This is a genomic window from Aureimonas altamirensis (assembly GCF_023702225.1).
GTDB lineage: Bacteria > Pseudomonadota > Alphaproteobacteria > Rhizobiales > Rhizobiaceae > Aureimonas > Aureimonas altamirensis_B.
In genome coordinates this window covers 1-16,970 of record NZ_JAMQCO010000002.1, presented here as the reverse complement: position 1 = coordinate 16,970, position 16,970 = coordinate 1, and the positions used below count along the sequence as shown (strand labels likewise).

At 65.4% G+C, this 16,970-nt stretch carries 19 protein-coding genes, 1 tRNA gene and 1 pseudogene; 18 read left to right on the top strand and 3 right to left on the bottom strand.

What is annotated here, in order from left to right:
• Nucleotides 1-113 precede the first annotated feature (113 nt).
• The 11 genes from NDN16_RS02805 to trbF all read left to right on the top strand — a co-directional run bounded on the left by NDN16_RS02805 (nt 114) and on the right by trbF (nt 11,046).
• Nucleotides 114-1,004, top strand: coding sequence for a LysR family transcriptional regulator (locus NDN16_RS02805; protein ID WP_251112116.1), 891 nt, complete (start codon nt 114-116; stop codon nt 1,002-1,004).
• Between the two features lie 185 nt (nt 1,005-1,189).
• Nucleotides 1,190-3,178, top strand: a complete 1,989-nt coding sequence (locus NDN16_RS02800) for a conjugal transfer protein TraG (protein ID WP_251112115.1) — start codon at nt 1,190-1,192, stop codon at nt 3,176-3,178.
• 10 nt (nt 3,179-3,188) lie between these two features.
• Nucleotides 3,189-3,668 carry a CopG family transcriptional regulator gene (locus NDN16_RS02795; protein ID WP_251112114.1) on the top strand — a complete coding sequence of 160 codons (480 nt, stop codon included), beginning with the start codon at nt 3,189-3,191 and terminating at the stop codon, nt 3,666-3,668.
• A 145-nt stretch (nt 3,669-3,813) separates the two neighbouring features.
• Nucleotides 3,814-4,809 carry a P-type conjugative transfer ATPase TrbB gene (gene trbB / locus NDN16_RS02790; RefSeq protein WP_251112113.1) on the top strand — a complete coding sequence of 332 codons (996 nt, stop codon included), beginning with the start codon at nt 3,814-3,816 and terminating at the stop codon, nt 4,807-4,809.
• Nucleotides 4,806-5,138 (top strand): TrbC/VirB2 family protein, encoded by a 333-nt coding sequence (locus NDN16_RS02785; RefSeq protein ID WP_021696279.1) that lies wholly within the window; start codon nt 4,806-4,808, stop codon nt 5,136-5,138. Before trbB ends, NDN16_RS02785 begins: the two co-directional genes overlap by 4 nt.
• A complete protein-coding gene (locus tag NDN16_RS02780; protein WP_043619038.1) occupies nt 5,138-5,419 on the top strand; it encodes a VirB3 family type IV secretion system protein in 282 nt (93 codons plus the stop codon). Before NDN16_RS02785 ends, NDN16_RS02780 begins: the two co-directional genes overlap by 1 nt.
• A 10-nt stretch (nt 5,420-5,429) precedes the next feature.
• The gene (gene trbE / locus NDN16_RS02775; protein ID WP_251112112.1) at nt 5,430-7,922 is read left to right on the top strand and encodes a conjugal transfer protein TrbE; all 2,493 of its coding nucleotides are present in this window, start codon (nt 5,430-5,432) and stop codon (nt 7,920-7,922) included.
• Entirely contained in the window at nt 7,919-8,692 is a 774-nt protein-coding gene (trbJ, locus tag NDN16_RS02770) for a P-type conjugative transfer protein TrbJ (protein ID WP_251112111.1), read from the top strand. The genes trbE and trbJ overlap by 4 nt, the downstream gene beginning before the upstream one ends.
• A 13-nt stretch (nt 8,693-8,705) precedes the next feature.
• Nucleotides 8,706-8,972, top strand: coding sequence for a putative entry exclusion protein TrbK-alt (gene trbK-alt / locus NDN16_RS02765; RefSeq protein WP_251112110.1), 267 nt, complete (start codon nt 8,706-8,708; stop codon nt 8,970-8,972).
• 2 nt (nt 8,973-8,974) lie between these two features.
• Nucleotides 8,975-10,360, top strand: a complete 1,386-nt coding sequence (trbL, locus tag NDN16_RS02760) for a P-type conjugative transfer protein TrbL (RefSeq protein ID WP_251112109.1) — start codon at nt 8,975-8,977, stop codon at nt 10,358-10,360.
• Complete coding sequence (gene trbF / locus NDN16_RS02755) at nt 10,357-11,046, top strand: conjugal transfer protein TrbF (RefSeq protein ID WP_251112108.1); 690 nt, start codon at nt 10,357-10,359, stop codon at nt 11,044-11,046. Before trbL ends, trbF begins: the two co-directional genes overlap by 4 nt.
• A 5-nt stretch (nt 11,047-11,051) precedes the next feature.
• Here trbF and NDN16_RS02750 read toward each other — a convergent pair whose 3' ends face one another.
• On the bottom strand, nt 11,052-11,429 hold the full coding sequence (locus NDN16_RS02750; RefSeq protein ID WP_251112107.1) for a nuclear transport factor 2 family protein: 378 nt from the start codon (nt 11,427-11,429) through the stop codon (nt 11,052-11,054).
• A gap of 18 nt (nt 11,430-11,447) precedes the next feature.
• Here NDN16_RS02750 and trbG point away from each other — a divergent pair, with 18 nt between their 5' ends.
• The 7 genes and pseudogenes from trbG to NDN16_RS21030 all read left to right on the top strand — a co-directional run.
• A complete protein-coding gene (trbG, locus tag NDN16_RS02745; RefSeq protein WP_435301053.1) occupies nt 11,448-12,446 on the top strand; it encodes a P-type conjugative transfer protein TrbG in 999 nt (332 codons plus the stop codon).
• Nucleotides 12,443-13,579: a TrbI/VirB10 family protein gene (locus tag NDN16_RS02740; RefSeq protein ID WP_251112105.1), complete on the top strand. Its 1,137-nt coding sequence runs from the start codon at nt 12,443-12,445 to the stop codon at nt 13,577-13,579. Before trbG ends, NDN16_RS02740 begins: the two co-directional genes overlap by 4 nt.
• A 2-nt stretch (nt 13,580-13,581) precedes the next feature.
• Entirely contained in the window at nt 13,582-13,803 is a 222-nt protein-coding gene (locus NDN16_RS02735; protein ID WP_251112104.1) for a DUF2274 domain-containing protein, read from the top strand.
• 134 nt (nt 13,804-13,937) lie between these two features.
• Entirely contained in the window at nt 13,938-14,261 is a 324-nt protein-coding gene (locus tag NDN16_RS02730) for a hypothetical protein (protein ID WP_251112103.1), read from the top strand.
• Nucleotides 14,258-14,611, top strand: coding sequence for a toxin-antitoxin system TumE family protein (locus NDN16_RS02725; protein ID WP_251112102.1), 354 nt, complete (start codon nt 14,258-14,260; stop codon nt 14,609-14,611). The genes NDN16_RS02730 and NDN16_RS02725 overlap by 4 nt, the downstream gene beginning before the upstream one ends.
• Nucleotides 14,608-14,997: a transcriptional regulator gene (locus NDN16_RS02720; protein WP_251112101.1), complete on the top strand. Its 390-nt coding sequence runs from the start codon at nt 14,608-14,610 to the stop codon at nt 14,995-14,997. Before NDN16_RS02725 ends, NDN16_RS02720 begins: the two co-directional genes overlap by 4 nt.
• A pseudogene (locus tag NDN16_RS21030) lies at nt 14,994-16,034 on the top strand (recombinase family protein); the annotation flags it as partial. The gene NDN16_RS02720 and the pseudogene NDN16_RS21030, both read left to right, overlap by 4 nt.
• 195 nt (nt 16,035-16,229) lie before the next feature.
• On the opposite strand, the gene NDN16_RS02715 reads toward NDN16_RS21030, so the two are convergent.
• Complete coding sequence (locus tag NDN16_RS02715) at nt 16,230-16,490, bottom strand: hypothetical protein (protein ID WP_251112100.1); 261 nt, start codon at nt 16,488-16,490, stop codon at nt 16,230-16,232.
• Between the two features lie 120 nt (nt 16,491-16,610).
• Nucleotides 16,611-16,700, bottom strand: a tRNA-Ser gene (locus NDN16_RS02710).
• Nucleotides 16,701-16,970 lie beyond the last annotated feature (270 nt).

Below are 16,970 nucleotides of genomic sequence, written 5' to 3'. Positions count from 1 at the left end.
GCCCATGGTTGGGAGCCGACTAGAGCGGAGGCGCTAAAGCTATGCGCCGCCGTTCAGCGCCAATGATCGACCGGCAATCGGGCATATCAACCGCACTCGGATCGCGTATCCCCATGGCATCGCTGATTCAGACGCTTGCCGTCGCCGAGTATCTGAACTTTCGTCACGCCGCCAATGCGCTCGGCGTGGCGCAATCCAGCGTCAGCGCCCGCGTGAAGGCGCTGGAAGAAGACCTTGGCATCCTCCTGTTCGAGCGCCATGCGCGAGGTGTTCGCCTGACAGAAGCCGGACGCCACTTCGTCGAGCGGATCGCGGCCGGCGTCGATCAACTCGACCATGCGGTGAAGACCGCAGGCATGGCGGCGGTGGGCGAGTGCGGCCGGCTTCGTATCGGCATCCACGCCCTGATCCCCCGCAGTTTCCTCGCCGAGCTGATCGGACGGTATCGGGAAGACCACCCCGGCATCGAGGTCGAGATCGCCGAGGGCACGGCCCGCGATACCGTCATGCAGCTTCGCGCCGACATGCTCGACATAGTTTTCGTGGCCGGCACACCCGAACTGCCTGACTGCAATTCCCGTCGCATCTGGACGGAGCCGCTGGTCGCCGTTCTGTCGGAGCAGCACCGTCTCGCAGGGCAGGCAACCGTCACATGGGCCGATATGGTCGGCGAGACGTTCCTTGTCCGGCATGGCGGCACCGGCCCGCAAGCGCATGACCATATCATTCTGCGCCTCGCCGGAAGCTGGCCCGCGCCGTCGATCCTGCGTTTCGACGTGGGGCGCGGCACCCTGTTGTCCTTGGTCGGACAGGGCTTCGGCGTCACCATCGTCGGGGCAGCCACGGCGCTGCTGCCCACAACCGGCATCGTCTTTCTGCCGTTCGCCGACGAGCCGGAGCCGATCACGTTCTCGGCGATCTGGTCGCCGTCCAACCGCAACGCGGCGCTTCGCAACCTGCTCACGCTCGCTAACGACATGGGCCGGATCGTCCGCACCTACTGACTTCCAGCCGCGATTCGTTTCCGTCAGCCGGCATAGGCACCAGCATCGGCGACGATGCCGAGGCAACCCGTCCTATTTGCCGCCGATAGTATCCGGCAGCCCTCCGGCAGCCTCTTTCCTGTTGCCCGTCCCGATTTTGCCTACTCTCTGATCGGCTCCGTCTCTTTTGCCGACTGGAGCCTGCATTGCGCGGAGGCCGAATCCTTTGGGGTCAAATCGCTGTCGTCTTCGCCATCGTTCTGGTGATGGTGTGGGCAGCGACGCAATGGACGGCGTTCCGCCTCGGCTTCCAGCCGCAGCTTGGCGCACCATGGTTCGAGCTGGCGGGCCTGCCGGTCTATTATCCGCCCGCCTTCTTCTGGTGGTGGTTTTCGTTCGACGCCTACGCGCCCGCGATCTTCGTCGAGGGCGGCATCATCGCCGTATCGGGCGGCTTCCTCGCCATCGCCGCCGCAATCTTCATGTCGATCATCCGCGCACGGGAAGCGCGCAACGTCGCCACCTACGGATCGGCGCGATGGGCCGAGGACAAGGAAATCCGCAGCGCCGGCTTGCTTGGCCCCGATGGCGTCGTGCTCGGCCGATACGAACGGGACTATCTGCGCCATGACGGCCCCGAGCATGTCCTATGCTTCGCCCCGACGCGCAGCGGCAAGGGCGTCGGGCTGGTGGTGCCGACGCTGCTGACATGGCCGGCATCCGCCATTGTCCACGACATAAAAGGGGAAAACTGGACGCTGACAGCGGGCTTTCGCGCGAGGCATGGCCGCGTCCTGCTGTTCGATCCGACCAATGCTAGATCGTCGGCCTACAACCCGCTGCTGGAGGTCAGGCAAGGGGAGTGGGAAGTCAGGGACGTGCAGAATATCGCGGATATTCTGGTCGATCCCGAAGGCAGCCTCGACAAGCGCAACCATTGGGAAAAGACCAGCCATAGCCTGCTGGTCGGCGCGATCCTGCATGTTCTCTATGCGGAGAAAGACAAGACGCTGGCGGGCGTCGCCAACTTCCTGTCCGATCCGCGCCGCCCGGTCGAGGCGACCCTGCGCGCCATGATGGACACGCCACATCTCGGCGAGGCTGGCGTTCATCCCGTCATCGCGTCGTCGGCCCGCGAGCTGTTGAACAAGTCCGAGAACGAGCGGTCGGGTGTGCTTTCCACCGCCATGTCCTTTCTCGGCCTCTACCGCGATCCCGTGGTGGCGCGGGTGACGGCACGATGCGACTGGCGCATTGCCGATCTGGTCGGCAGCCGCCAGCCCGTCACGCTCTATCTGGTCGTGCCGCCGTCCGACATAAACCGCACCAAGCCGCTTACTCGCTTGATCCTCAACCAGATCGGCAGGCGGTTGACCGAGGAATTGACCACCTCCGGCAAGCGCCATCGGCTGCTGTTGATGCTGGACGAGTTTCCGGCGCTCGGCCGGCTCGACTTCTTTGAATCGGCGCTCGCCTTCATGGCGGGGTATGGAATCAAAGGCTTCCTGATCGCGCAGAGTCTCAACCAGATCGAGCGCGCCTATGGGCCGAACAACGCGATCCTCGACAACTGCCACGTCCGCGTCAGCTTCGCCACGAACGACGAAAGGACGGCCAAGCGCGTTTCAGACGCATTAGGCACCGCGACCGAGCTGCGCGACTCCACCAACTATGCAGGGCACCGCCTTGCCCCGTGGTTAGGTCACTTGATGGTGTCACGGCAGGAGACGGCCCGGCCGCTGCTCACACCGGGCGAGATCATGCAGCTTCCGCCCACCGACGAAATCGTGATGGTGGCGGGCACGCCGCCGATCCGCGCGACCAAGGCACGCTATTTCGAGGACGCGCGGTTTCAGGAACGCATCCTGACCCCGCCCGATCTGGTCGCCGCTCCGCTGGCGACCAGCCCATCCGCCGATGATTGGTCCGGCCGCGTAGTCGCGGCGGAAAGCCGTTCCGTGACCGATGCCGCAGACGGGACCGAGGGTGATCCGGCCAATGCCGGCATCCGCCGCGAGCCGGAATTGCCAAGCCAAGAGGAAATCGTCGCCCCTCCGCCATCGCCCGAACAGGAGTTCGAGTTCTTGGACGACGAGCCGGACGTTGACGCCGCCAAGGCCCGCGCCATGCGCCAGCGCATGAGGATGGTCGCGCGGCAGGTGGCACTGAACCCCGATGATGGCATTGAGCTTTGAGGACACGCCCATGACCACACGCACCCGCCTGAATATCTATTTCGACCCCGCGCTCATTCCGCAGATCGAGGCGATGGCGCTGCGCCGCTCGGTGGCATTGCGCCGCAATGTCTCAAAATCCGCAATCGTGGAGGCGGCGGTCATGTCCTATCTGTCCGGCGATGCCGACGACCAGCTTGAAGCCGCCATGTCGCGCCGACTGGACAAGCTCGGCCGCCAGATCGACACGCTCGACCTAGATCTCGCCGTCCTCGGCGAGACGGTCGCGCAGTTCATCCATTTCTGGATGACCATCACGCCGCCGCTTACGGGAGCCGCGCAATCCGCAGCCCGTGCAAAAGGTGCGGAGCGGTTCGAGGGCTTCATGCAGAATCTCGGCCGACGTCTGGCGTCCGGCGACAGGTTCCTCAAAGAGCTGTCGCGCGACCTCGACTCACTTCCCGACGATCCGTTGCCGGACGAATCCGAGAGCAACGGCGATCAAGAATAGGTATTCGGACCCGTCCCATTTACCGCCGATGGCCGCCGATTGCCGCCGCCGCTTAGATACTTGTTGAACCAGCCCAATTCCGGGCTTTCTTAATCGACCCCGTCCGGGGACCGCCTGTTGCGCCCCGCCAGAAGCCGGGGCCGACATGACCACCAACCACCACAGACAGGAAGCGATCCAGCGCGGCGCGCGCATGTTGCGCACCGCGCTCGGCCCCGCCATTGCCCGGTTGCTCGAAGACCCGGCCGTGGTCGAGGTGATGTTGAACCCGGACGGCCGCCTTTGGGTGGATCGGCTGTCCGAAGGGCTTTCCGACACGGGCGAACGGCTGTCTGCCGCCGATGGCGAACGTATCGTGCGGCTGGTCGCGCATCATGTCGGCGCAGAGGTTCATGCCCGCAGCCCGCGCGTCTCGGCCGAGCTGCCCGAGAGCGGCGAGCGGTTCGAGGGCCTGCTGCCGCCAGTGGTCGCCGCGCCGGCCTTCGCCATCCGCAAACCCGCCGTCGCGGTGTTCACGCTCGACGACTATGTGGCGGCGAGCATCATGTCCGCCGAGCAGGCGGAAACGCTGCGCGAAGCCGTCGCAGCCCGCGCCAATATCTTGGTGGCAGGCGGCACCAGCACCGGCAAGACCACGCTGACCAACGCGCTGCTCGCCGAGGTGGCGAAGACGCAGGATCGCGTCGTCATCATCGAGGACACGCGCGAGCTGCAATGCGCTGCGCCGAACCTTGTCGCCATGCGGACGAAAGACGGCGTGGCGACGCTTTCCGATCTGGTCCGTTCCTCGCTGCGCCTGCGCCCCGACCGTATTCCCATTGGCGAGGTGCGCGGTGCCGAAGCCCTCGACCTTCTGAAAGCGTGGGGCACCGGCCATCCGGGCGGGATCGGCACCATCCATGCCGGCACCGGCATCGGCGCGCTCCGTCGCCTTGAACAGCTCATCCAAGAGGCTGTCGTCACCGTCCCGCGCGCTCTCATCGCCGAGACTATCGACCTTGTTGCCGTCCTTTCCGGGCGCGGTTCCGCGCGCCGGCTCGCCGAGCTTGCCCGCGTCGAGGGGCTGGGGCCGGACGGCGACTACCGCATCACGCATCCCATACCTTCGGCCATCCCCACCAGCACAGGAGTATCTTCATGATCCGCACGCTCACGCGCGGCTATCGCTTCGCCGCGACCGCCGCATCCACCCTTGCCATCAGCCTCATGCTCGCCCCGGCCGCCCATGCCTCCGGTTCGTCGATGCCATGGGAACAGCCCTTGCAGCAAATCCTCCAGTCCATCGAGGGGCCGGTCGCCAAGATCATCGCCGTCATCATCATCATCGTGACGGGCCTGACCCTCGCGTTCGGCGATACCAGCGGCGGCTTCCGTCGCCTGATCCAGATCGTTTTCGGCCTGTCCATCGCGTTCGCCGCATCAAGCTTCTTCCTGTCGTTCTTCTCCTTCGGCGGCGGGGCGCTCGTTTGATGGCGGGCGGACTCGAACAGCTCGACGCGGTGCCGGGTTTCTCGATCCCGGTCCACCGGGCGCTGACCGAGCATATTTTGCTCGGCGGCGCACCGCGCTCCATCGCCATCATGAACGGAACGCTGGCCGGGGCCGTGGGCCTCGGCCTGCGCCTCTGGCTGGTCGGCATCGCCATTTGGGCCATCGGCCATTTCGCAGCCGTATGGGCGGCGAAGCGCGATCCCCAATTCGTTGAGGTCGGGCGCAGGCATCTGCGCGTCCCCGGCCATCTGGCGGTGTGAGGGCGCGGCCATGATGAACCTTTCCGAATATCGCCGCACCGCCGCCCGGCTCGCCGACTATCTGCCATGGGCCGCATTGCTCGGCTCCGGCGTCGTCTTGAACAAGGACGGCAGTTTTCAGAGGACCGCGAAGTTTCGCGGTCCCGATCTGGATTCCGCCGTCGCCGCCGAGCTGGTCGCCGTCGCCGGCCGCATCAACAATGCCGTGCGCCGCCTCGGCTCCGGCTGGAGCATCTTCGTCGAGGCGCAGCGCAGCGAAGCCGCGACCTATCCCGACAGCACCTTTCCCGATGCCGCATCGGCGCTGGTCGATGCCGAGCGCAAGGCTGGTTTCGAGGAAGCAGGCACGCATTTCGTGTCGGGCTATTTCCTGACCTTCCTCTGGCTGCCCCCGGCCGAGGAAGCCGCCCGCGCCGAAACATGGCTCTACGAGGGCCGCGAGAAAACGGGCGTGGACCCGTGGGAGCTGCTGCGCGGCTTCATCGACCGCACCGACCGCGTGCTGGCCTTGCTCGACGGCTTCATGCCCGAGTGCCGTTGGATGGATGACGGCGCGACGCTGACCTATCTCCATTCCACCATCTCGACCAACCGGCATCGCGTGCGCGTGCCCGAGGTGCCGATGCACCTCGACGCGCTGCTCGCCGACCAGCCCTTGACCGGCGGGCTGGAGCCGCGCCTTGGCGACGCGCATCTGCGCGTCCTGACCATCGTGGGATTCCCGACCGCGACGACGCCGGGCCTGCTCGACGAAATGAACCGCCTGCCGTTCCCCTACAGGTGGAGCACGCGCGCGATCCTGCTCGACAAGACCGACGCGACGCGGCTGCTGACCCGCATCCGCCGCCAATGGTTCGCCAAGCGCAAGTCCATCGCCGCGATTCTGAAAGAGGTGATGACCAACGAGGCGTCCGCGCTGATGGACACCGACGCGGCCAACAAGGCGCTCGACGCCGACATGGCCTTGCAGGAGCTTGGGGCGGACGTGGCGGGCATGGCCTATGTCACGGCCACCATCACCGTATGGGATGCCGACCCGCGCATAGCCGACGAGAAGCTGCGCCTGGTCGAGAAGATCGTTCAGGGCCGCGACTTCACAGCCATGCCCGAGAGCGTCAACGCGGTTGACGCATGGCTCGGCAGCCTGCCCGGACACGCCTACGCGAATGTGCGGCAGCCGCCTATCAGCACTTTGAATCTCGCCCACATGATCCCGCTGTCGGCGGTGTGGGCGGGGCCGGAACGGGACGAGCATTTCGGCGCACCCCCTTTGCTCTTTGGAAAGACCGAAGGCTCAACGCCGTTCCGGCTAAGTCTCCATGTCGGCGACGTGGGGCACACCCTTGTCGTCGGCCCCACGGGCGCGGGCAAGAGCGTGCTGCTCGCCCTCATGGCGCTCCAGTTTCGCCGCTACGCAGGATCGCAGGTCTTCGCCTTTGACTTTGGCGGTTCGATCCGCGCCGCGTCGCTCGCCATGGGCGGCGACTGGCACGACCTTGGCGGCGGGCTGACAGAGGGGGCCGAGGCGTCCGTCTCGCTCCAGCCGCTTGCCCGCATCCACGACACCTATGAACGCGCATGGGCGGCGGACTGGATCGCCGCCATCCTTATGCGCGAAGGCGTCGCCATCACGCCCGAGGTGAAGGAATATCTTTGGACGGCGCTGACTTCGCTCGCCTCGGCCCCGGTCGAGGAACGCACGATCACCGGCCTTGCGGTGCTGCTGCAATCCAACGATCTGAAACAGGCGCTCCGGCCGTTCTGCGTCGGCGGTGCCTATGGCCGGCTGCTCGACGCCGAAGCCGAACATCTCGGCTCGGAGGACGTGCAGGCGTTCGAGATCGAGGGCCTTGTCGGGACCGGCGCGGCCCCGGCCGTCCTGTCATACCTGTTCCATCGCATCGGCGACCGGCTCGACGGACGACCCACGCTGCTCATCATAGATGAAGGCTGGCTTGCGCTGGACGACGAGGGTTTCGCCGGCCAGCTCCGCGAATGGCTGAAAACGCTGCGCAAGAAAAACGCATCCGTCATCTTCGCCACGCAAAGCCTGTCCGACATTGACGGCAGCAACATCGCGCCCGCCATCATCGAGAGTTGCCCGACGCGGCTCCTGCTGCCGAACGAGCGGGCTATCGAGCCGCAGATTACCGAGATTTACCGGCGTTTCGGGTTGAATGATCGGCAGATCGAAATTCTCGCACGGGCCACGCCCAAGCGCGATTATTACTGCCAGTCGAGGCGTGGCAATCGCCTGTTCGAGCTTGGCCTGTCCGAAATCGGCCTCGCGCTCTGCGCCGCATCCGCCAAATCCGACCAGACGCTCATTGCACAGATCGTCACTGAAGCCGGCCGCGACGGCTTCCTCGCCGCATGGCTGCGCGCGCGCGGCGTCGATTGGGCGGCCGAGCTGATCCCCAACCTCACCAATCTTGCCGACCGACCGGAATCCGCCGCGCCGGCCCGGCTCGATGCCCACCCCACACAGGAGATTCTTCCATGACCTATTCCAAGTTCGTCGGGGCTTCGGCCCTTGCGCTGGCGCTCGCCGTGCCTGTCGCGCTGTCGCCCATGCTGGCAAGCCCGGCCCATGCGCAATTCGGTTTCGGCCGGATCGTCTATGACCCGAGCAACTACGCGCAAAACCTGCTCACGGCAGCGCGCACGCTGGAGCAGATCAACAACCAGATCACCAGCCTCCAGAACGAGGCGCAGATGCTCATCAATCAGGCCCGCAATCTGGCGAGCCTGCCGCATTCGTCGCTCCAGCAGCTCCAGCAGAACGTGAGCCGGACGCAGCAGCTTCTTAGCCAAGCACAGAACATTGCGTTCGAGGTCGGGCAGATCGACCAAGCGTTTCAGCAGCAATACGGCAATGTCTCGCTTTCGACGACCGACGCACAGCTTGTCGCCGATGCGCGGAGCCGCTGGGAGAACACGGTCGGCGGCTTGCAGGACGCCATGCGCGTGCAGGCGGGTGCGGTCGGCAACATCGACAGCAACCGCGCCGAGATGGCCGCGCTTGTCGGCCAGAGCCAAGGCGCGACCGGCGCGCTGCAAGCCACGCAGGCCGGCAACCAGCTTCTCGCGCTCCAGTCGCAGCAGCTTTCCGACCTGATCGCCGTCATCTCTGCGAACGGCCGGGCTGACGCGCTGACCGAAGCGGAACGCGCCGCCGCCGCCGAACAGGGCCGCGAGCAGCGCCGCCGTTTCCTCACGCCGGGCAGCGGCTATCAGCCGGGCAACGCGCAGATGTTCAACGGCAACAACTGACGGGAGGCTCGCCATGGACGGCAAGATGCTGGCCCGCCTCGGGGCCGTGGTGTTCGTCGCCATCGCCGTCACGGCGACCGCAATCGACATGGCGCGGAAGGACGAGCCTTCCGCGCCAAGGCCGGCATCGGCCCTCCAGCCCCCGGCCGATCCGCTGCGCGAAACCCTGCGCCGTTGCCAACAGCTCGGCGAGGCGGCGGCGAGTGACGCCGGCTGCCTCGCCGCATGGGCTGAATCCCGCGACCGCTTCCTCGGACGTGACCGCAGCGAGGCGCGCTGACCATGGGCAACACAGGCGTCATCGACAATTTCCTCGGAGTCTTCACCTCCTACATCGACAGTGGGTTCGGCCTGCTCGGCGGCGAGGTCGCCTTCATCGCCACGACGCTGATCGTCATCGACGTGACGCTCGCCGCGCTCTTTTGGGCATGGGGCGCGGACGACGACATAATTGCCCGGCTTGTCAAAAAGACGCTGTTCGTCGGCGTCTTCGCCTACATCATTTCCAACTGGAACAATCTCGCCCGGATTGTCTTCGAGAGCTTCGCCGGCCTCGGCCTGATGGCGTCGGGCACGGGCTTTTCCGTCACCGATCTGATGCGGCCGGGCCGCGTCGCGCAGACCGGCCTCGACGCCGGCCGCCCGCTGCTCGAATCCATTTCCGACCTGATGGGCTGGATCAGCTTCTTCGAGAACTTCATCCAGATCGCGTGCCTGCTGTTCGCATGGGCGCTGGTCGTGCTGGCCTTTTTCATCCTCGCTGTTCAGCTTTTCGTGACGCTGATCGAGTTCAAGCTGACCACGCTTGCCGGCTTCGTGCTGATCCCGTTCGGGTTGTTCGGCAAGACCGCCTTCATGGCCGAAAAGGTGCTTGGCAACGTAGTGTCGTCGGGCATCAAGGTTTTGGTCCTCGCCGTCATCATCGGCATCGGCTCGACACTGTTCTCGCAATTCACGGCCGGTTTCGGCGGGGCGACCCCCACGATAGACGACGCCATGGCGATTGTGCTGGCAGCCTTGTCGCTGCTCGGCCTCGGTATCTTCGGTCCCGGCATTGCCAACGGCATCGTCTCTGGCGGGCCGCAGCTCGGCGCAGGCGCGGCCGTTGGCACGGGCCTCGCTGCCGGCGGCATGGTGCTTGCCGGCGGCGCAGCGGCTGGCGGCGGGGCCATGCTTGCCGCGAAGGGCGGCGCTGCTGCCCTGTCCGCTGGAGCCGCGGCCGTTCGGGGCGGCGCGACGTCCGCGGGCGCGGCGACCGCTGCCTATAGCGTCGGCTCGCTCGGCCAATCCGGGGCGGCAGGCGTTGCCTCCGGCCTCGGCGGCGTCGCCCGAGCGGCAGGCTCGGCCGCCATCTCTCCGCTCAAACGCGCAGCCTCCAGCGCAACATCCCGAGCAAGCGAAAGCATCAAGTCCAGCTTCTCCGAAGGCGCGAAGGCGGGATTCGGCGCGGGGGGCGGCAGCTCCACCATGGGCACGGTCGGCGGCGCAAGCGCCGAACCCGCAGCCGCGCCATCCAGCCCGGCCGGCAGCCCTCCGGCTTGGGCGCAGCGGATGCAGCGCCGGCAGGCCCTCAATCACGGCACCACCATGGCCGCCCATGCGGTGCGCTCCGGTGACAGCCACGGCTCCGGTTCTTCCGTCAACCTTTCCGAAAGTGACCGCTCATGAGCATCTTCAAACGACCAGCAACCCATTACGGCAAGACGCCGGAACCCGAGACGCCTTATCAGCGCGCCGCGCAAGTGTGGGACGAGCGTATCGGCTCGGCCCGCGTGCAGGCTAAGAATTGGCGCTATATGGCCTTCGGCAATCTCTTTGTTTCGACCGCGTTTGCGGCCGCCCTTGTCTGGCAATCGGCTCAGGGAACCGTCGTGCCTTGGGTGGTTGAGGTGGATCGCAATCACGAGGTCCGTGTGTCCGGCCCCGCCATCGCCAATTACACGCTATCCGACGAGCAGATCGGGAAGCAGTTGGAGAACTTCATCATATGGGTCCGAAGCCTGTCTTCTGATCCGGTCATCGTAAGCCAGTTCTGGCATTGGGCCTATGACTACACCACAGATCGCGGTGCGGCGGCCCTGAATGACTATGCGCGCAGCAATGATCCGTTCACGAGGATTGGCCGGCAGCAAGTCGCGGTGGAAGTGAACAGCCGACTCCGGGCTTCGCCGAACTCGTTTCGGATTGCCTGGACGGAGCGCCATTACGAAAACGGCCAGCTCGCCAGAACCGAACGATGGACCGCGATCCTGACCATCGTGATCCAGACCCCGCGTTCGCGCGAAGCGATAGCGGCCAACCCGTTCGGCATCTACATCAACGCCATCAACTGGTCGCGGGAGATGAGCCAATGAAAGCGTCAGCTTGCATCAATCACCTCGCTGATCTTTCCCTCGGAGATCGTGAAGAACGAAGTGCCAGTCATCTCGATCTTCTGCCCGGCCTTCCAGCCGTTGGGCAGGTCGGTTTTGACCTTGGCACGATAGCCGATGCGCGCCGCTGCACGGTCGTCTATCGCGATGCAGTCGAGGATCGTCTGTTCTCTTTCAGCAAACAACTGGACGCCCTGTTCCGCCAGCGCACGAAATGCCTCGATCCCGTGCGTTTCGTTCGTCGTCTCTCCGTTCGATCTGTTGATAAACCGAACGTCGCCCGACAGGCAGTCGAGCATCGCCTGTACATTCATCCTGTTGTAGGCATCGATATACCGGGCAACAATCGTCGGCACAGAATCCATTCTGTCGGTTCCTCCTTACTGATCCTGAAGTCGCTAACCTATGCGATTTTTGCGACGGCGTTTGCAATTACTTTGGCAGGCTGCGCCACCAACCGGACGCCGCAATTCAGCTACGACGCCAGCGTGCCGCCGCTGCCGACCGTGCAGGCGGCGGCAACCGACAACACGCCCCGGCCGCTGCATGTGCCCCCGGCATGGACCGTGGCGCGCGGCGGCACCGCCGCAGGCACGCCGACTGGCCGCGTCGAGAACGCCAACGCCGCCGCCCGCGTCGAGCCGCGCCGGGAAGGCTACTACAACGCTATCCAGATTTATCCGTGGTCGGAAGGCGCGCTCTATCAGGTCTATGCCGCAGTCGGGCAGATCACCACCATTGCGCTGGAGCCGGGCGAAAGCCTGACAGGCGCGGGGCCGATCGCGGCCGGCGATACGACAAGGTGGATTATCGGCGACACCGAGAGCGGCAGCGGCGCAAACCGCCGTGTCCATATCCTCGTGAAGCCGACACGGCCGGACATTTCCACCAACCTTGTCGTCACCACCGACCGGCGCACTTACATGCTCGAGCTGCGCGCGCGGGAATCGCTCTACATGCCTTCCGTCGCATGGGCCTATCCGGCACCGCCTGCCGGCCAGCGTCAGACGGTCCCGGCCGCGCCGATCATTCCGGCCGAGGCGGCGCGGAACTATCGCTACGCCTTGCAGGTGCAGGGCGACAGCCCGCCATGGCGGCCGGTTTCCGTCTTCGACGATGGCAGGCGCGTCTATGTCGTCTTCCCGGCCGGGATCGTGCAAGGCGAGATGCCGCCGATCTTCGTGCTTGGATCGAACGGCGAGCCGCAGATCGTCAATTCCCGCATCCACCAGAACGTCCTGATCGTGGACCGCCTGTTCGGCGCGGCCGAGCTGCGCCTTGGCAGCGGCAATCGCCAGCAGGTCGTCAGGATCGTTCGCACCAACCCGACGCAGGCCGCCGCCACGCAGCCCGCCAGTGCGACCGGAGACACCCCGTCATGAGCGACAACACCATCACCGATACCGCCGCGCCCATGCGGCTGCGCGCCGAGCCGCCCCGCGTCACCCGTCTGTCCCGCAAGATGCTGGCAGGCGTCGGAGCCGTCGCGCTTCTCGGCATCGGCGGCGTGCTGATCTACGCGCTCCAGACCCGAGACGGGGGACCGGGCGGCGACGAACTCTATTCGACCGAAAACCGCCCCACGGCGGACGGCCTTTCCGGCCTGCCGAGCGATTATAGCGGGCCGGCGCTCGGCCCGGCGCTGCCCGGCGACCTCGGCCGTCCGATCCTCGACGCGCAGAACAGGGGCCAGCCAGTCGCGCCGCCCGTCATGACGACGCCCGCCGTCGATCCCGAGGAAGAACGCCGCAGGGCCGAGGAAGAAGCCGCGCGCTTGAGCAACGTCTTTTTTCAGTCCGGCCCGCGCACGGGATCGCCGGCGGGAACGGCCATGCCCGGCCTTGCCGGTCTTGGCCTCGGCGGGCAGCCCGTGGCACAGGACCGGCATACGACTTTCCTCAACGGACCCGTGGACCGTCAGACCGTCGCGCCGGATCGAGTCACGCCGCCGGCCTCGCCTTACATCCTTCAGGCAGGGGCCGTGATCCCCACCGCGCTCATCACCGGCATCCGTTCCGACCTTCCGGGCCAGATCACGGCACAGGTGACGGAGAACGTCTATGACAGCCCGACCGGCTCGCTGCTGCTGATCCCGCAGGGCACCCGCATCATCGGCCAATACGACGATGGCGTGACCTTCGGCCAGCGCAGGGTGCTTTTGGTGTGGAACCGCCTGATCCTGCCGGGCGGCCGCTCCATCGTTCTGGAGCGCCTGCCGGGCGCGGACGCCAGCGGCTATGCCGGGCTGGAAGACGGGGTTGATTACCATTGGTGGGATCTAATGAAGGCCGCAGGGCTGTCCACGCTGCTTGCAGTCGGTTCCGAGCTGGCGACGAGCGACGAGGACCGGCTGATCCGCGCTATCCGCGACGGGGCGCAGGATACCGTCAATCAGGCCGGCCAGCAGATCGTCCAACGCCAGTTGCAGGTCGCGCCGACGCTCACCATCCGGCCGGGCTTTCCGGTCAGGATCATCGTCACCCGCGATCTTGTGTTCGAGCCGGCAGGAGGTTGACCATGACGAAACTGAAACTCGGCCCGCTGCCAGACGACAAGCCCGTGAAGGTCATGCTGGAGCTGCCCGCAACCCTCAATCGCGATCTGATCGCCTATGCCGAGGTGCTGGCCCGCGAGAGCGGCCAGCCCGTCGCCGATCCCGCCAAGCTCATCGTGCCGATGCTTCAACACTTCATCGCCACGGATCGCGGTTTCGCCAAGGCCCGGCGAGCCGCAAGCTAACCCCATCCCGGCAGGGGTGCCGCCAGCGCATAGGCGCAAATGCGGCACGCTACAGGCCGCCGACTGCCCTCCATGGTTCGCTTAATTCCGGGACCTGTAGCGCCCCGGAATCCACCAGAACCAAGGAGGATTCCATGTGCGCAGAGCGCCGCCGCGCCCGCAAAGGGCGACCGCGACACCCGGTCCCCGAAGCACTTCCCTACGATCTTTTCGACTACGCCGACGAACCCACACCAGACGGCCGGGAACGTCGCAGGTCGCCGCTTCGCATCGTAGATGTTGAGGCGCTGCCGGTCTTCGACGACTGGCCCGAAAAGGTGCCGATCACCGAGGAAGAACTGCAAATCTTCGAGCGGTATTTCGGCCATGTGCTCGACCGCCTGTTCGGCCCCATCGACCTCGATCCCGACAATCAGGACTTGCCATTGTTATCTTCAGATGATAACAGCAAGTCATGAGCGAGGATCGTGACCAGAGCCTCGACACGCTTCTGGACCTCGACGGTCAGGTGCTTGTCGTCGATCCCGAGGGCGGCCATTGGGTGAAGTTCATCGTCACCCGCGTTCCGGCGTCCCCGGAGAAGCCGCACGGCCTCGATTATTCGCTCACGCTTCACGGGCCTTCGGGCGAACGGCTGGTCGGCTTCGATAACGCCCATCCGGTCGGCCGGGGGAAGCGCGGCGAGCCGATGGACCATCGGCACCGCCTCCAGACCGTGAAGCCCTACGCCTACGAGGACGCGGCCACGCTGCTGGCCGACTTCTGGCAGGCGGTGGACGCGGTATTGAAGGAGCGAGGCGTAACATGACGACCCTGAAAGTCGGGATTGCCGGCTACGACGAGATGAAGGCCCGCACCATGCGGATCGCCAAGGGCGAGGAAAAACCGGCGGCGGACGATCCGAAGGTGTGGTTCACATCCATGGAATCCTTCGCGCAGCTTCTATCCAGCGGGAACCGCGAGCTGCTGCGCGTCATCGACGAGCAGTCGCCCGGCTCGCTTGAGGAACTGTCGCGGATCACGGGACGGGCAAAGCCCAACCTGTCCCGAACCCTCAAGAAGATGGCGAGCTACGGTCTGATCCGCATGGACCCCGGCGAGGGCCAGAAGCTCGTGCCCAAAGTGCTGCATGATCGCGTCGAGCTGGCCTTGCCCTTGCTCGAACGCCGCGCGGCGAAAGGAGGCGCGCTATGAACATTCATTCCCCGCACGTCGCCCTGCGCGCCGCGCTCTATCTGCGCGTTTCGACCGCCCGGCAGGCCGAGCATGACGTGTCGATCCCCGACCAGAAGCGGCAGGGCGAAGCCTATTGCGAGTCTCGCGGCTATCAGCTTGTCGAAACCTTCGTCGAGCCGGGCGCATCGGCGACCAACGACCGCCGCCCCGAGTTCCAGCGCATGATCGAAGCCGGCACGTCCAAGCCGCCAGCGTTCGACGTGGTGGTGGTGCATAGCTTCTCGCGGTTCTTCCGCGACGAATTTGAAATGGAATACTACTACCGGAAGCTGGCGAGGAACGGCGTCAAGCTCGTTTCCATGACGCAGGAACTTGGTGACGATCCGATCCACCAGATGATGCGGCGGATCATGTCGCTGTTCGACGAATACCAGTCGAAGGAGAACGCCAAGCACGTCCTGCGCGCCTTGAAGGAGAACGCGCGGCAAGGCTTCTGGAATGGCTCGCTGCCGCCCATCGGCTACCGCGTGGTCGATGCCGAGCAGCGTGGCACGAAGATGAAGAAGAAGCTGGAAATCGACCCGCTGCACGCCGACACCGTGCGCCTGATCTTCCGCCTTGCATCGGAAGGCGATGGCACGTCCGGCCCCATGGGCGTCAAGAACATCGTCAGCTACCTCAACAGGCACAGCATGTTCACCCGCAGCGGCGGGCGTTGGGGCATCGGCCAGCTTCACCGCGTCCTGACCCGCCGCACCTATATCGGCGAACATCGGTTCAACCGCCGCTCCAAGAAAGGCGAGGTGAAGCCCGAGGAAGAAGTCGTCACCGTCGCGGTGCCGCCGCTGATCGACCTTGAGATATTCGAGGCGGTGCAGAAGCGGTTGCAGGTCAACAATCCGAAGGTGACGCCGCCGCGCGTCGTCAGCGGCCCGAACCTGCTGACCGGCATTTGCTATTGCGGCAATTGCGGCGGGGCCATGACGCTCCGCACAGGCAAGAACGGCCGCTACCGCTATTACGCCTGCTCGATCCGGGCACGGCAGGGCGAAACCGGCTGCAAGGGCCGCGCGATCCCGATGGACAAGCTGGACCGCATCGTGGTCAGCCACATCGAGGAAAGGCTGCTGGACCCCGAGCGGATCGAAGATGTGCTCGCCTCGCTGCTGGATCGCCGGCAGGAGAGCGTCGAGCGGCGCAGCCAGCACATCGCCGAATTGAACCAGCGCGCGGCCGAGGCCGATATGCGGCTAAAGCGGCTCTACGAGGCTATCGAGGCGGGTTCGCTCGACCCGGCCGAATCCGCCCTTGGCGAACGCATCGCCGGCCTTACGGCGATACGGGATCAGGCACGGGCCGACGCCGTAAGAACCGAGGCCATGCTGAAAAGCTCGGCCCATAAGGGCCTCACAGGGGCGGCCGTGCGAGAACTGGCGTGTGAGGCGCGCACCGGGCTTCGGCTCGAAAAAGGCGGCTATCGGCGGGATCACGTCCGGGCTTTCGCCCAGCATGTCGAGGTCGCGGACGACGCGATCTACATCAACGGCAGCAAAAACACGCTGTTGAGGGCGCTGATAGCCACTAAGGGAGGGAAAACGGCGGGAATCGGCGTTCCCGGTTTTATACCAAGGTGGCGGAGAGGATGGGATTCGAACCCACGATACCGTCTCCGGTATACTCCCTTAGCAGGGGAGCGCCTTCGACCACTCGGCCACCTCTCCACGAGGCTGGCAGTATCCGAGGAATCGGCATTTAGCAAGGGTGCCGCCCGTTTTTTGACGGGGGTTCGGCGCCCTCGATCAGAGGTGGCATATAGATCGAACACCCACCACATTCGTACGCACCATCTCGGCCAGACATCCAGGAGACGGATGACGAATTCGGGAGCGGCGCTGTCATGAGCCTGCAATTTCAAGCGCTTATGAAAAAGGTTCTGCCTCGATGCTTTTTCCTGGTTGACGGTATGAAGGTGATAGTCCTATAAGCCGGCC